The sequence below is a fragment of the Brachybacterium ginsengisoli genome (genome assembly GCF_002407065.1).
Classification (GTDB): domain Bacteria; phylum Actinomycetota; class Actinomycetes; order Actinomycetales; family Dermabacteraceae; genus Brachybacterium; species Brachybacterium ginsengisoli.
The window spans coordinates 2,367,330-2,381,496 of record NZ_CP023564.1 but is presented as its reverse complement, the minus strand read 5'-3'; the positions used below and the strand labels follow the sequence as shown (position 1 = coordinate 2,381,496).

Genomic DNA, 14,167 nt, shown 5'->3' with positions numbered 1-14,167 from the left:
ATGATGGGGACGTCCGTTTCGTCAGGAGGATCACCATGCCCAAGGCCCGCCGCCGCTCCGCCCACCGCTCCGAGCGGTTCGAGGACATGGCGCTGCCCGACGAGCTGCTCGGCGTGCTCGCCGATCAGGGGCTCGAGCGCGCCTTCGAGATCCAGTCGGCGATCCTGCCCGACGCCCTGGCCGGACGGGACGTCCTGGCCCGCGCCGAGACGGGATCCGGCAAGACCCTCGCGTTCACGCTGGCGATGACCTCCCGCTTCCGGGGCCGCAAGGTGCACCGACGCCGCCCGCTCGGTGTGGTCCTCGTCCCCACCCGCGAGCTCGCCGTGCAGGTCGTCGACACCATCCACCCGTTCGCCCGGGCCGTGGGCGTCACGGCGCAGCTCGTCTCCGGCGGCATGAACATCGAGAAGCAGGCGGACGCCATCGCCCGCGGGGTCGGGATCGTGGTCGCGACCCCGGGTCGACTCATCGACCTCGCCGAGCGGGGCGCCCTGCAGCTGGACCTGGTGGAGAGCACCGTCATCGACGAGGCCGACCACATGGCGGACCTCGGCTTCCTGCCCGACGTGCGCGACATCCTCGCCGCGATCCCGATGGGCACCCAGAAGATGCTGTTCTCCGCGACGCTGGACGGCCAGGTCGAGCAGATCGTGGACACCTTCCTGGTGGACCCCATCAGCCACGAGACCACCCCGGTCACCGCCGCTGTGAAGACCATGGACCACCATGTGCTGGCCATCGCCCCCGAGGCCAAGCGCACGGTCACCGCGCAGCTCGGCGCCCGCCCGGGCCGCACCCTCATGTTCACCCGCACCCAGCTGGGTGCGGAGCGCGTGGCCCAGGAGCTCATCGAGGTGGGCGTCCCCGCCGCGGCGCTGCACGGGAACAAGCAGCAGGGCCTGCGCACCAACGTGCTGGCCGGCTTCCGTGCCGGAGCCTTCCCCGTGCTGGTCGCGACGGATGTCGCCGCTCGCGGTCTGCACATCGACGACATCTCGATGGTGGTCCACGTCGACCCCTCCGACGACGTCAAGGAGTACGTGCACCGCTCGGGCCGCACCGCCCGCGCCGGAGCCGCCGGCAGCGTGGTCACCCTCGCGCTGCCGCATCAGCTGCGCCTGTCCCGTCGCGTGCTCGGCGAAGCAGAGGTCGAGCCGACCTGGGTCGAGGACGTCGACTCCGCCGAGCACGAGGCGCTCGACGCGCTCGGTGGCCGCACGCCGGCCGGTGAGCCCGTCGAGGACCCGGCGACCGTCAAGTACAAGGGCGCTCCGCGCAAGCTCGATCTCACCAAGTCCCGAGGCGCCGACTCCAGGAAGGCCGACGAACGTCGGGCGAACGAGGAGCGGCGTGCCTCCTGGGAGGAGGAGCCCGAGGAGCCGGGCCGCCGCGGTGGTCGTGGCGGTGCGCGCTCCGGTGGGCGACCGGGCCGCGGCGACGCGAACGGCCGCGGAGCGGGCGCCGGGCACGCAGCCGGTGGCCGCGGTGCCGGTGGACGCGCAGCCGGTGGCCGCGGCGCGGCGGGCCGGGGTGCGGATGCCGACGGCTCGCGCCAGGGCGGACGCACGACCGGCGGCGAGGGTCGTGGTCGGAGCGGCGGGGGCCGCAGCGGCGAGGGCCGGGGCGGAAGCGGTGAGGGTCGCGGCCGCGGGGCCTCCTCCGGCGAGGGCCGAGGGCGCTCCGGCGGCACCGGTCAGGGCCGAGGCCGCTCGGGCGCGCCGTCGCGGGCTCCCCGCCGTCGCGGCGGACGCTGAGAAGGATGAGACGATGGAGCGCCGCCGCCTGAACGGCGGCATGCACCACCCCGCCCGCTGAGGGCGGGCCGAGGGCCGTTCGACGAGGAGCGGCCCGGCCGACTCTCGAGGACGAGGGGCTGTCACGCCGAGGAGGCACGCGATGAGCATCAGCACGTTCGACATGTTCAAGATCGGCATCGGACCCTCGAGCTCGCACACCGTGGGGCCGATGCGGGCGGCGGCGATGTTCGCCCGGGAGGTGCTCGTGGACTCCGGCATCGGATCGCAGGTCGCGGACGTCGAGGTGCATCTGTACGGCTCGCTGGCGGCGACCGCCGCCGGCCACGGCACGCTGAACGCCGTGGTGATGGGCCTCGAGGGCGCGGATCCCGAATCGGTCGACCCGGTGGCGGGCCTCGAGCGGGTCGCGCAGATCGAGGAGTCGGGCGGCCTGCGGCTGGACGGGCGGCTCCCGATCGGCCTGCGCCCTTCCACGATCGTGCTGCATCCGCTGACTTTCCTGCCCCAGCACTCCAACGGGATGACCTTCATCGCGCTGGACGCCGAGGGCCAGGAGCTGCTGCGTCGGCCGATGTTCTCCGTCGGCGGCGGCTTCGTCGTCGACGAGGCGGACATGGATCGATCGATCGCCGAGGTCGCCGCGGAGGATGAGGGCCGGACGATCTTCACCACGGGCGACGAGCTGCTGCGGGTGTGCGAGGACCGGGGCATCTCCGTCTCCGAGGCGATGCTGCTGCGGGAGCGTCAATGGCGCAGCGACGAGGAGATCCGCGCCGGACTGCTGACCATCTGGGGTGCGATGCACGACTGCATCGACCGCGGGACCCGCACTCCGGGCACTCTGCCCGGAGGCCTCGAGGTCAAGCGCCGGGCCGCCTCCTGGTACGACTCGCTCTCGGCCGAGGACCCGGTCCGTCTGCCGATGAACGCCTTCGAGTGGGTCTCCCTCGCGGCGCTGGCCGTGAACGAGGAGAACGCCGCGGGCGGCCGCGTGGTCACCGCGCCCACCAACGGCGCCGCCGGCATCATCCCCGCCGTGCTCTACTTTGCGACCACGTACATCGAGGGTGTGGATCCCGACGAGATCGCGGTGCGCTTCCTGCTCACCGCCGGCGCGATCGGCTCCCTCTACAAGGAGCACGCCTCGATCTCCGGCGCCGAGGTGGGCTGCCAGGGCGAGGTCGGCTCCGCCTGCTCGATGGCGGCGGCGGCGCTGTGCGAGGCGATGGGCGGCAAGCCCGCGCAGGTGGAGAACGCCGCCGAGATCGCGATGGAGCACAACCTGGGCCTGACCTGCGACCCCGTCGGAGGCCTGGTGCAGGTGCCCTGCATCGAGCGCAATGCGATGGCGGCGGTCAAGGCGATCACCGCGGCACGCTTCGCGCTGCGCGGCACCGGGGAGCACTTCGTCTCCCTGGACACCGTCATCGAGACCATGCGCCAGACCGGCAAGGACATGAACGAGCGCTACAAGGAGACCGCGATGGGCGGCCTCGCGGTCACGGCCGTGCCGGTGAGCGTCCCGGACTGCTGAGGTGCACCTCGCGCGGGACCGCCGCCGCGCCCAGCCGGTCGCGGACCAGTGCGCGCAGCTCATCCGGGCCGGGATCGGGCGCCCCGGCGGGTGAGGCCGCCAGCTCCACGTCGGCCACGGTGCGCACCCCGAAGCGTTCGTCGGGCACGGCGCGCAGGGAGGCGGCGGCCACCGCGGGATGGGAGAGCAGCGCGCGCACCACGGCGGCGGGATCGTGCAGCATCCCGCCCGAGGAGAGCGAGCCGTCGGCGCGGCCGACCACCCGGACGGTGCCGTCCGAGGCGATCTCCCCGCGGTCGGTCACCAGCTCACGACCGCCGGTGAACGGCCCTCGGACGTGCAGCAGCCCACCGCTGGATCGCACTCGCACCCCGCGCAGAGGTCTGCCGTCGACCGTCAGCGAACCCGCCTCGGTGGTCCCGTAGACGTCATGCACGCGGGCGCGGAAGTGGCGTGAGAGGTCCGCGCGCAGCTCGGGGGAGAGGTGATCGGAGCCGGAGATGATCCGTGGGATCTGCAGCGATCGGCCGCCCGCCAGCTCCCTGTCCGCCCGGAGGAGGTCCACCAGATGCACGGGCACGCCGGTGACGAGATCGGGCGAGGTGCGATGCAGCAGCGAGATCCGCTCGGCGCTGGGGAGATGGGTCAGATCCACCAGCGGCGCCCCGAGCGCGAGCGCGCCGAGGGAGATCTGCAGTCCGTGGCCGTGGACCCCGGGGGCGAGGCAGGCGACCCGTCGACCCGGCCGCAGGCCGATCCGCCCGGCGAGGTCGCTGAGGCTCGAGAGCTGCCCGAGCGTGAGCGGACCTCTGCGACGCCGGTGGGGCGGCCCGGTGGAGCCGCTCGACCGCAGCTCCAGCACCCCGTTCCCCGCCAGGACGGAGACCAGCACCTGCCGCAGGGGCGCCGTGGCGGGCAGGGCGCCGAGACCGGCCGGTGCGGCACCGCGCCGACGCCGATGGAGCTGGACGAGGTCGAGCAGCTCCTCGGCCTCGAGCGTGCCGTGCTGATCCCGGAGGACGACGGTGCGCGGGCGCAGCGCGACGCGGGCGCGCAGCGCGGTGGAGGCCTGGAGGACCCTCATCCTCGGCCGCCCGATGCGGAGACGTCGCGGGCGGAGATCCGGCGCAGCAGGTGCCCGGCCCGTTCGGCGCAGGCGGCGGCGGGCGCCGGGGCGGCCTGGGAGAGCACGGCCCCGATCCTGGCCCAGGGCGGCGACAGCAGCGTGCTCCGCGAGTCCAGCGCCCTCAGCACCCGCGCGGCGGCTCGCTGCGGGGTGAGGGCGCCGCGCGGCGAGCTCCCGTAGGAGGGCGTCGCCATCGCGGTCGCGACCAGCGGCATCTCCACGATCGTGATCTGCACGCCACGGCGTGCCGCCTGCGGACGCAGCGCGCGCAGCCAGGAGTCCAGGCCCGCCTTCGACGCGCCGTAGGCGGCCCAGCCCGGGGTGGGGATCCTGGCGGAGGCGCTGGTGACGACGACGACGCGGCCCCGTCCCGCCGCGCACATCGGCTCGAGCAGCGCCAGCAGCAGCGTGGCGGGGCCCAGCAGGTTCGTCCCTGCGAGGCGCACCAGGTCGTGCGGGCGACCGAAGGTCTCCGTCAGGTTGCGGCGGATCGAATGGCCGGCCAGGGAGACCACCGCGGTCGGGACGCCGTGCTTGGCGAGGACCTGTGCGGCGATCTCCGAGACTGCCTGCTGATCGCGCAGGTCGCACGGAAGGGAGACGGCGCCGCCGCCGGCGGCTCGCACCCGGTCGGCGAGCTCCTCCAGCCGCTGGGGGTCGCGCGCGGTGAGGACCAGCTGCTCCCCGCGAGCGGCCAGCTCGAGGCAGAGCACGGTGCCGATCCCCCCGGTCGCCCCGGTCACCAGGATCACGGGGCGCCGCCGGGGGAGGTCACCACGAACCCCGTCGGTAGGTGTCGGGATACAGGGAGCCATCCCGCACGCCGAGCTCATGCGCCGCGCGCTGGGGCCAGCCCGGTTCACGCAGGGCGGCGCGCCCCAGCGCGACGAAGTCGGCGTCGCCGCGGTCCAGGACCGCCTGGGCGCCGGTGGGCTCGGTGATGAGGCCCACGGCCGCGACCGGCATCGACACCGCCTCGCGCAGGGTCCGGGCGAAGCCGACCTGGTACTCGGGGCCGACGGCGATGTCGGCGATCACGGCGCCTCCGGTCGAGACGTGGAGGGCGTCGACCCCCAGGGACTCGAGCTCCCGGGCGAGCTCGACGGACTGCTCGATGTCCCAGCCCCCGTCGATCCAGTCGGTGGCGCTCAGGCGCACGATGACGGGGCGATCGGCGGGCCACTGCTCCCGCACCGCCGCGGCGATCTCGAGCGCGAGGCGGCGGCGACCCGCGCCGTCACCGCCGTACTGGTCGGTGCGGGTGTTGACCAGCGGGGAGAGGAACTCGTGCACCAGGTAGCCGTGGGCGAAGTGCAGCTCGACGGCGTCGAAGCCCGCCTCCTCGGCGCGACGCGTCGCGGCCACGAAGTCCGCGACCACCTGGGCGATGTCCTCGGTGCTCAGCGCATCGGGGGCGTCGAGCCCGGGGAAGGGATCCGAGGTCGGGCCCACCGCTCGCCAGCCCGAGGCGAACTCCGGCACCGAGCCGCGACGGCCGCTGAACCTCGGCAGGGCGGGCCAGGTGGAGGCCTTGCGGCCGGCGTGGGCGAGCTGGACGGCGACCTTCGCGCCCTGCTCCTGGCAGAACGCGGTGATGCGTCGCCAGGCGACGGCCTGCTCGTCGTTCCACAGGCCGGTGTCCTGCGGGCTGATGCGGCCCTCGGGCGAGATCGCGGTGGCCTCCGTGATCACCAGCCCGAAGCCGCCCGTCGCGCGAGCGCCCAGGTGCACGAGGTGCCAGTCGGTGGGGATGCCGTCCTCCGCCTCGACCATGTACTGGCACATGGGGGCGAGCCACATGCGGTTGCGCAGCTCCAGCCCCCGCAGCCGGGACGGCGCCAGCAGGGTGGGCGGGGAATCGGTGGGTGCGGAGACCATGTCTCCACGATAGTCATCCCGTCGGTGCCCCCGGCGCGACGTCCGGGCGGTGTCCGGTCCGGGGGAGGCGTCGGACCAGCGAGCTGCCCGGCCGAAGCGGCCGCTGGTGGTCGGCTGGTGGCGTCCCGGTAAGGACTGCGGCGGCAAGGGCATACGCATCGCTCCTGCGCCAGGAGTCGACCAGCGGGACACAGCGGGGCGGGGCACCGGGTCGGCCCGCTCGGCATGCTCCGGAGGCGGTGCGACCCGAACCGGCCATTTGCCCCCAGGGAGTTAGATTGCTAGCATTCCGGCATGGTAGCCAGCACTGGTCGAGAGCCCGCACCGAAGGCGCAGTTCAACGTCTATCTCCCCAAGGACCTCGTGGTCGAGGTCAAGCATCGGGCGATCGACGAGTCCACGAGCCTGAGCGCGCTCGTCGAGACGGCGCTGCGCCGATACCTCGCCACCGGGGGCGAGGATGCCTGAGCAGATCCCGGATCCGCACCCGGCGCCCGTCGGCGCCCCGAGCCTCGAGGAGGCCGTCATGGCCGCACCGCACCCCAGCTCCGATGTCACCGGTGCCGTTCCAGGTGCCGCCCCGGACCCCCGAGCCCCCCGCGGAGAGCGTGAGCCATCGGTCTTCCCCCTGCGCTTCACGTCCGACGCCCCAGCCATGATCGCCTTCCTGCGGCTGCTCGGCATGGCGCCCGCCGTCACCGGTGGGAAGGAGTCCTACGGCGAGCTGGTCGCCGGTGCCGGGCGGGTCATGATCCACTCCGTCTCCGGTGCGGAATCGGGAGCCCGCGCCGTGGACACCGACCTCTGCTTCTCCGTGCCGGACACCGATGCCGCGGCCGCCGAGCTGCGGACCCGCGGGTTCGCGGTCGACGTCTGGGACGAGACCTATGGTCGTCAGGGCGTGATCACCCTGCCCACCGGCGAGAGCGTCGGACTGAACGAGCACCAGCGCGACCTCTACGGCTACCGCGGCCACGATGCGAGCGCCGCCGACCCGCGCCTGACCGTGACCGCCGTGCTGTCGAGCGCGGACTTCGCGGCCGATGCCGACTGGGCCGCCCGCCTCGGGTTCGTCGCCGAGGATCGCGGCACCGAGGGATACCGGGCGCTGCGCGGGGGAGACGGGGCCGGCGTGATCGGCCTCCACACGCCCCTGCCGGACGGTCGTCGCGCGCGATCGACCGGCACCGAGTTCGGGGACTCGCTCCAGGTGCACCTCGGCTTCGAGACGTCCGAGGACCTCGAGGAGCTCGCCGAGCGGCTCCGCGCCGCCGGGCATCCGGCGGAGGTCGGAGAGGAGGGCGGCGTGCGCGCGGTCCGCGTCACCGATCCCGACGGCGAGCCCCTCGAGATCCACCCCCGCCCCGTTCCCTGAGCCGCATCGACGCCGGGCGGATGACCACGATGCGGTTCCAGTGATGTGACCTGTGCACGTGACCTGGCTCTCCTGCGATACGGTGTCGACGTCCATCCGCCCCGGCGCACCGGGGCCCGCGAAGCAGGAGCAATGATGTCCGACGACACCGCCCCCGGGATCGAGAACCTCTCCCAGGAGACCCGCACGTTCTCCCCTCCCACCGAGTTCGTCCAGAACTCGGTCGCCCGGCCCTCGCTGTACGAGGAGGCCGAGCGCGACCGTCTCGCCTTCTGGCGCTCGCGGGCCAGCCTCCTGAGCTGGGAGACGCCCTTCACCGAGACCCTCGACTGGTCGAACCCGCCGTTCGCCCGCTGGTTCGCCGACGGCACCCTGAACGTCGCCTACAACTGCGTGGACCGCCACGTGGAGTCCGGCCATGGCGAGCAGGTCGCGCTGCTGGCCGAGTACGAGGACGGCACCGACGCGAGCTACACCTACTCCGCCGTCAAGGACGAGATCTCCCGGATGGCGAACGTCCTGGCCGATCTCGGGGTGAAGACCGGCGACCGCGTCGCGATCTACATGCCGATGATCCCCGAGGCCGTCTTCGCGATGCTCGCCTGCGCCCGCATCGGCGCGCCCCACTCCGTCGTGTTCGGCGGCTTCAGCGCCGAGGCGCTGCGCTCGCGCATCGAGGACGCCGAGGCGCGGGTGGTCATCACCGCCGACGGCCAGAACCGCCGCGGCAAGCAGCTGCCGCTCAAGCCGGCCGTCGACGAGGCGCTCGCCGGCGGCGGGGAGACCGTCGAGAAGGTGCTCGTGGTGCGCCGCACCGGCGGCGACGTCGAGTGGACCGAGGGTCGCGACGTGTGGTGGCACGAGGCCCGCGAGAGCGCCTCGACCGAGCACGCCCCGGTGCCGGTGGAGGCCGAGCACCCGCTGTTCATCCTCTACACCTCGGGCACCACGGGGAAGCCGAAGGGCATCATCCACACCACCGGCGGGTACCTCACGCAGGCGGCGTACACCCATCGGAACGTCTTCGACCTCAAGCCCGCGACCGACGTCTACTGGTGCACCGCCGACATCGGCTGGATCACCGGTCACACCTACGTGGTCTACGGGCCGATGGCCAACCGCTCCACCCAGGTGATCTACGAGGGCACCCCGGACGCCCCGCACCAGGGCCGCTGGTGGGAGATCATCGAGAAGTACAAGGTCACGCAGTTCTACTCCTCGCCCACCGCGATCCGCACCGCCATGAAGTGGGGCGAGGACATCCCGGGCAGGTTCGACCTCTCCTCGCTGCGCCTGCTGGGCAGCGTCGGTGAGGCGATCAACCCCGAGGCGTGGATGTGGTACCGCCGCGTCATCGGCGGCGACCGCTGCCCGATCGTGGACACCTGGTGGCAGACCGAGACCGGCGGCATCATGCTCTCCCCGCTGCCGGGCATCACCGCGACCAAGCCGGGCTCCGCCCAGGTGCCGATCCCCGGGATCAGCGCCGACGTGGTCGACGAGTCCGGGGTCCCGGTCGCGAACGGCGAGGGCGGGTACCTGATCCTGAACCAGCCGTGGCCGGGCATGCTGCGGGGCATCTGGGGTGACCCGGAGCGCTTCAAGGAGACCTACTGGTCCCGTTTCGAGGGCCTGTACTTCGCCGGTGACGGCGCCAAGCGCGATGACGACGGCGACATCTGGCTCCTGGGCCGTGTGGACGACGTCATGAACGTCTCGGGCCACCGGCTGTCCACCATGGAGATCGAGTCCGCCCTGGTCAGCCACGACTGGGTCGCCGAGGCGGCCGTGGTCGGCGCGAACGACGAGACCACGGGCCAGGCCCCGGTCGCGTTCGTCATCCTGCGCGGCGGCAACGACGAGGCGATCGCCGGGGCCGGCGGCGACGACAAGGTCGCCGAGCTCCTGCGCGCCCATGTGGGCAAGGAGATCGGCCCCATCGCCAAGCCGAAGAGGGTCCTCCTGGTCAGCGAGCTCCCCAAGACCCGCTCCGGCAAAATCATGCGTCGACTCCTCCGCGACGTCGCCGAGAACCGACAGGTGGGCGACACCCAGACCCTCGCCGACTCCTCGGTCATGGACCTCATCCAGCAGGGGCTCTCCGGCAAGAGCTGAGCACCCCTGCCGGGGGGAGACCCCACGGGAACGGGCGGGCGCCCCGGTCATCGACCGGGGCGGCCGCCCGTTCCGCGTCCGGCGAGGTCGCCGGAGCCGTCAGCGGGTGATCCGGATGCTCCCGATGTCGGAGGTGACCGTGAGGGTCCCCGCCGCGTCCGCACCGCCCCCGTCGATCCCCGGCGCCGTGCTCACGTCGCCGAGCTCGGACTCGGCCCGGACCTCCCAGCGTGCGATGCCGGGCACCGCCACCTCGACGTCGCCGATGTCCGCCGTGATCGTGATCCGGCCCGCGGCGTCGGTGGGCAGCATCAGGTCGACATCGCCGACCGAGGCGGAGACGTCGACCGTCGTCGGGGCGGGGGAGGCGAGCTCGATGTCGACGGAGCCGACCTCGGAGCTCGCGCTCACGCCGTCGGGAGCCGTGATGGGGCCGAGCCGGAGATCCCCGGCGTCGCTGTGCGCCTCCAGCGCCGTGTACTCCCCGTCCACCTGCACGTCGCCCACGTCCGTGCGCACGTCGAGGTCGAGCTCCAGCTCCGACGGCACCAACACCAGGACGTCCTTCCTCCCGTCGGACCAGAACGGTCCGAAGGAGCGCGCAGGCTGCTGGATCTGGACCGACGCCGCCCCGTTCCGGGCGGACTCCGTGACCCGAGCGGTCGCCCGGGCGTCGGCGGCCGGGAGGGCCGTCTCCCCGGGCTCGACCAGGGCGATGGTCAGCTCGTCCACATCCGCCGAGGGCAGCACGCGGACGGAGCCCGAGCCGGAGGTGAGGCTCAGCGAGTCGGGACTGCCGAGGCCGGTGGTCGCCGGCACGTCAGCGAATCCGCGCCCGGCCAGCCAGGTCGCCGTCGTGAGCAGGGCGAGGGTCAGGATCACCAGGATCACCGTCGCCGCGCCCACGGCGGTGGTGACCCCGCGCAGCACCCGGTCGCGCCCGGGCGAGGGCGTGAGGCTGCGGGCGGGCACGATCAGCGGTCCCGGCGCCGAGGGAGGGATCGGCGTCCCGGCCTGCGTCGGCTGCGGGCTCCGGTCCTCGGCCGGATGATCGCCGGGGAGGTCGGCCGGATGGTCGCCGGTCGCGGGGCTCGGGACGGCCGCGGCGGACGGACCGGTGCGCGGGTCCGTCATCATCGCTCCTCGGATTCCAGGTAGCGCAGCACCGCCATCACCCGCCGGTTCTCGCCGTCGACGGGCGGGAGGTCGAGCTTGGTGAGCACCGAGGAGATGTGCTTCTCGACGCTGCCCGCGGAGACGAAGAGCGTGTCGGCGATCGCCTGGTTGGACCGGCCCTGCGCCATCAGGGCGAGCACCTCCCGCTCTCTCGGGGTCAGCCCCTCGAGGGTGCGGCGCCGCCGGGAGCGGACGAAGATCTGCTGCACCACCTCGGGATCGAGCCAGGTGCCGCCGGCGCCCACGTCGGTCACCACGCCGAGGAAGTCCTCGACGTCGGCGACCCTGTCCTTGAGGACATAGCCCAGGCCCCGCGGCGAATCGGCGATGAGATCGGAGGCGTAGCGCTCCTCGACGTACTGCGAGAGCACCAGCAGGGCGACCTCCGGGTCCTGTCGGCGGATGAGCATCGCGGCGCGGACCCCCTCATCGGTGAAGGTCGGTGGCATGCGCACGTCCACCACCGCGAGGTCCGGACGGTGGTGCGAGATCGCGGAGACCAGCGCCGTCCCATCGCCGACGGCGGCGACCACCTCGTGGCCGGCCTCGGTCAGCAGGCGTTCGAGCCCGGCGCGCAGCAGCACGGCGTCGTCGGCGATCACGATCCTCATCGGGAGGTCTCCTCGGTGGTGGTGCGGGGCAGGGTCCGCGGAGTGGGACTGCTGGTCAGAGGGATGTCGGCGCGGAGCGCAGTGCCCTCGCCCGCGGAGCTCACGACCTCGAGGGCCCCGCCGGTGGCGCGGACCCGGTCGGTGAGCCCGGCCAGACCCGTCGAGAGCCCGTCGCGGTGCACCCGGGCGCCGCCGCGCCCATCATCCCGGATGCGCACCTGCAGGGAGTCCTCGTCACGGGTGACGGTGACCTCGGCCCGGGTGGCCGCGGCGTGCTTGGCGATGTTGGTCAGCGCCTCGGCGACCACGAAGTAGGCCACCGCCTCGCGCTCCCGGTCCAGAGCCGGCGCTGCGGGTCCGCCCAGATCGACGTCGAGCGCCACCGGGATCTGCGAGCGGGCGGCCAGCGCGGAGAGCGCCGCATCCAGGCCCCGGTCCGTGAGCACCGCGGGATGGATGCCGCGGGCCAGCTGGCGCAGATCGGTCATCACGGCCTTCGCCTCCGCGTGCGCCTCGCCGACCAGCCGCTCGGCGCGCTCGGGATCGGCCCGGATCGCGCCGCGGGCGATGCCCAGAGTCATCGCGAGGTTCACCAGCCGCGGCTGGACGCCGTCATGGAGATCGCGCTCGATGCGCAGGCGCTCCTGCGCGGCGGCGTCGACCGCGCCCTGGCGTCGCTCGGCGAGCTCGGCGACCTGCTCGCGCAGATCGTCCTCGGAGCCGGAGATGAGCCCGCGGGCCAGCCCTCGATCCGCCAGGGCGCCGAGGGCCAGCATCGCGGCGGCCAGCAGCACGCTCGCGGAGGAGAAGACCGCCAGGGCGATCCGTGAGATCTCTCGCGTCCCGATCTGCACCGGGCCGGTGGCGATGGCCGTCTCCGCGATGGTCCAGCCGGCCCACAGCAGCGCCACGGACGCGAGGAAGAACAGGCCCGTCACGAGGATCGCGAGATGGTGATGCAGCACCCCGCGCCAGAACGCCCCGGAGCCGAGCTCGTACCAGCGGTCCTGCAGCCATCCGGAGGTGCCCTGCCGCCGGGAGCGCCGCTGCGCGGGCAGGATCACGCGCAGTCCGTGGATCGCGACCGCACGGCGCCTCTCGATCCGGACCACCACCTGCATCATCAGCAGCCACGGGATCAGCAGCAGCAGGCCGCTGCCCAGAGCGGGCAGGCCACCGAGACCGGTGATCAGCAGCGACAGGCTGACCCAGAACCAGGTGCACAGCAGGATCCCGCCCACCGCCACGGAGGCGATCGAGGCAGGTTCCAGCCGAGGGCGGGGACGGTCCGCGCGTCCGGCGGGGGAGACGGTCATGGTCCGACCCTAGGCGTCGCGGGGCCGGAGCCACACCCTGCCCGCCCTCCGCGGAGGCGGGGGAAAACCCCCGGAGGACGATGCGCGTGACGCACCTCCGCCGCGGTTGCGTCGGGTGCGGCGCCCGGATGCGGTTCAATGGAGGCATGAGCAGTGACGCCACTCCTTCCGCCGAGTCCTCCGATCCCGCCGTCGACGCCGGGCCGTCCGCAGACGGCCAGGACCGCGGCACCCTGCGCGATGTCGCGAACTCCCTGGGCATCTCCAGCGCCGTCGCCCTGCGCGCGCTGCGCGGCTCCGGCGAGATCAAGCCCCTCATGGCGAGCCGTGTGCAGGAGGCCGCCGAGCGCCTCCGGTTCCCGCTCGAGGAGCTGAGCGAGGAGACCGAGCACCGCGGCGTCGTCGCCGTGCTCGTGAACACCATGCGCAACACCTGGATCTCCGACCTGGTGCGCTCCATCCGCATCGAGCTGGCCGCCACCGGACGGACGGCCGTCGTGGTCCCCACCCGTCGCCGTCTGCCCGAGTACCCGGTCGCCGCGGACACCGACGCGATCGAGGACCTGGTGCGCCTGGGCGTGGACGGCTTCCTGATGATCTCCGACCTGGCCGACATGGACCGCGTGCTGGAGTCGGCCTCGGGCCGCCCCTTCGTCGGCATCGGCTGCTCGCAGAGCTTCACCGGCCGGTTCGACACCGTCCGCATCGACGACGTGGCGGGCCAGGGACTCCTGGTCGACCATCTGGTGAGCCTCGGCCACCGCGAGATCGCTCACGTCGGCGGGGTCGGTGCGGCCGTCGCCCGTGAGCGCGCCGACGCCTTCCGCGCCGCCATGGAGCGCCACGGCCTCGGCGAGCACGCCCGGGTCGAGCCCGGCGACTTCACCGAGCAGGTCGGGCAGACGGCGGGCTCGATGCTGCTGCGCGGCAGCAAGGTCCCCACCGCGGTGACCTGCGCCAACGACGTCACCGCCGTCGGCGTCCTCTCCGCCGCCCGGGATGCTGGCTTCTCGGTCCCCGAGCAGCTCGCGGTGGCCGGCTACGGCAACACCTCCCTGGCCTCCTCGGGGGTCTCGCAGCTGACCAGCGTCGACCCCAACTCCGAGCGTCTCGGCGCGCTGGCCGCCCAGTTCCTCGTCGAGCGCGTCTCCGGCCACGAGGGCGCGACCCGCGACGTGGCCGTGGCACCCTCGATCGTGGTGCGCCGCTCCACCTCTGCGGGCCCGCGGCCCGAGTCCACCCAGCGCAAGCGGATCTCCGTCGACTGATCCTCGTC

At 73.4% G+C, this 14,167-nt stretch carries 12 protein-coding genes; 6 read left to right on the top strand and 6 right to left on the bottom strand.

Annotated features, from left to right (window positions below):
* Positions 1-35: 35 nt before the first annotated feature.
* Positions 36-1,757 carry a DEAD/DEAH box helicase gene (locus CFK41_RS10625; protein ID WP_096799624.1) on the top strand — a complete coding sequence of 574 codons (1,722 nt, stop codon included), beginning with the start codon at positions 36-38 and terminating at the stop codon, positions 1,755-1,757.
* Between the two features lie 142 nt (positions 1,758-1,899).
* Positions 1,900-3,294, top strand: coding sequence for an L-serine ammonia-lyase (locus CFK41_RS10620; protein ID WP_096799623.1), 1,395 nt, complete (start codon positions 1,900-1,902; stop codon positions 3,292-3,294).
* Here the strand turns inward: CFK41_RS10620 and CFK41_RS10615 are convergent.
* From CFK41_RS10615 to CFK41_RS10605, 3 genes are read right to left on the bottom strand one after another with little or no spacing between them, the layout of a single operon-like run.
* A complete protein-coding gene (locus CFK41_RS10615; protein ID WP_096799622.1) occupies positions 3,260-4,378 on the bottom strand; it encodes an AMP-binding protein in 1,119 nt (372 codons plus the stop codon). The genes CFK41_RS10620 and CFK41_RS10615 overlap by 35 nt on opposite strands.
* Positions 4,375-5,172, bottom strand: coding sequence for an SDR family NAD(P)-dependent oxidoreductase (locus CFK41_RS10610; RefSeq protein WP_096799621.1), 798 nt, complete (start codon positions 5,170-5,172; stop codon positions 4,375-4,377). The genes CFK41_RS10615 and CFK41_RS10610 overlap by 4 nt, the downstream gene beginning before the upstream one ends.
* A 19-nt stretch (positions 5,173-5,191) precedes the next feature.
* On the bottom strand, positions 5,192-6,298 hold the full coding sequence (locus tag CFK41_RS10605; protein WP_096799620.1) for an NADH:flavin oxidoreductase/NADH oxidase: 1,107 nt from the start codon (positions 6,296-6,298) through the stop codon (positions 5,192-5,194).
* 294 nt (positions 6,299-6,592) lie between these two features.
* Between CFK41_RS10605 and CFK41_RS10600 the strand changes: the two genes are divergently transcribed.
* The 3 genes from CFK41_RS10600 to acs all read left to right on the top strand — a co-directional run bounded on the left by CFK41_RS10600 (position 6,593) and on the right by acs (position 9,788).
* On the top strand, positions 6,593-6,766 hold the full coding sequence (locus tag CFK41_RS10600) for a ribbon-helix-helix domain-containing protein (RefSeq protein ID WP_096799619.1): 174 nt from the start codon (positions 6,593-6,595) through the stop codon (positions 6,764-6,766).
* Positions 6,759-7,673, top strand: coding sequence for a VOC family protein (locus CFK41_RS17755; protein WP_151904733.1), 915 nt, complete (start codon positions 6,759-6,761; stop codon positions 7,671-7,673). The genes CFK41_RS10600 and CFK41_RS17755 overlap by 8 nt, the downstream gene beginning before the upstream one ends.
* 135 nt (positions 7,674-7,808) lie before the next feature.
* Positions 7,809-9,788, top strand: coding sequence for an acetate--CoA ligase (gene acs, locus CFK41_RS10590; RefSeq protein ID WP_096799618.1), 1,980 nt, complete (start codon positions 7,809-7,811; stop codon positions 9,786-9,788).
* A 99-nt stretch (positions 9,789-9,887) separates the two neighbouring features.
* Here the strand turns inward: acs and CFK41_RS10585 are convergent, their stop codons facing one another.
* Genes CFK41_RS10585 through CFK41_RS10575 form a run of 3 tightly spaced genes read right to left on the bottom strand, consistent with a single transcriptional unit; the run spans position 9,888 to position 12,891 of the window.
* Positions 9,888-10,922 carry a DUF4097 family beta strand repeat-containing protein gene (locus CFK41_RS10585; protein ID WP_096799617.1) on the bottom strand — a complete coding sequence of 345 codons (1,035 nt, stop codon included), beginning with the start codon at positions 10,920-10,922 and terminating at the stop codon, positions 9,888-9,890.
* Positions 10,922-11,575 (bottom strand): response regulator, encoded by a 654-nt coding sequence (locus CFK41_RS10580; RefSeq protein ID WP_096799616.1) that lies wholly within the window; start codon positions 11,573-11,575, stop codon positions 10,922-10,924. The genes CFK41_RS10585 and CFK41_RS10580 overlap by 1 nt, the downstream gene beginning before the upstream one ends.
* Complete coding sequence (locus CFK41_RS10575) at positions 11,572-12,891, bottom strand: sensor histidine kinase (RefSeq protein WP_096799615.1); 1,320 nt, start codon at positions 12,889-12,891, stop codon at positions 11,572-11,574. Before CFK41_RS10575 ends, CFK41_RS10580 begins: the two co-directional genes overlap by 4 nt.
* 146 nt (positions 12,892-13,037) lie before the next feature.
* Between CFK41_RS10575 and CFK41_RS10570 the strand changes: the two genes are divergently transcribed.
* Positions 13,038-14,159, top strand: coding sequence for a LacI family DNA-binding transcriptional regulator (locus CFK41_RS10570; RefSeq protein ID WP_151904732.1), 1,122 nt, complete (start codon positions 13,038-13,040; stop codon positions 14,157-14,159).
* The last annotated feature ends 8 nt before the right edge of the window (positions 14,160-14,167 follow it).

Bases quoted from the DNA above. Each gene is read 5' to 3' on its own strand.
- CFK41_RS10620 (WP_096799623.1), top strand. From the start codon at position 1,900: ATGAGCATCAGCACGTTCGACATGTTCAAGATCGGCATCGGACCCTCG.
- CFK41_RS10575 (WP_096799615.1), bottom strand. From the start codon at position 12,891: ATGACCGTCTCCCCCGCCGGACGCGCGGACCGTCCCCGCCCTCGGCTG.
- CFK41_RS10615 (WP_096799622.1), bottom strand. From the start codon at position 4,378: ATGAGGGTCCTCCAGGCCTCCACCGCGCTGCGCGCCCGCGTCGCGCTG.
- CFK41_RS10605 (WP_096799620.1), bottom strand. From the start codon at position 6,298: ATGGTCTCCGCACCCACCGATTCCCCGCCCACCCTGCTGGCGCCGTCC.
- CFK41_RS10585 (WP_096799617.1), bottom strand. From the start codon at position 10,922: ATGACGGACCCGCGCACCGGTCCGTCCGCCGCGGCCGTCCCGAGCCCC.
- acs (WP_096799618.1), top strand. From the start codon at position 7,809: ATGTCCGACGACACCGCCCCCGGGATCGAGAACCTCTCCCAGGAGACC.
- CFK41_RS10580 (WP_096799616.1), bottom strand. From the start codon at position 11,575: ATGAGGATCGTGATCGCCGACGACGCCGTGCTGCTGCGCGCCGGGCTC.
- CFK41_RS10570 (WP_151904732.1), top strand. From the start codon at position 13,038: ATGAGCAGTGACGCCACTCCTTCCGCCGAGTCCTCCGATCCCGCCGTC.
- CFK41_RS10625 (WP_096799624.1), top strand. From the start codon at position 36: ATGCCCAAGGCCCGCCGCCGCTCCGCCCACCGCTCCGAGCGGTTCGAG.
- CFK41_RS10600 (WP_096799619.1), top strand. From the start codon at position 6,593: ATGGTAGCCAGCACTGGTCGAGAGCCCGCACCGAAGGCGCAGTTCAAC.
- CFK41_RS17755 (WP_151904733.1), top strand. From the start codon at position 6,759: ATGCCTGAGCAGATCCCGGATCCGCACCCGGCGCCCGTCGGCGCCCCG.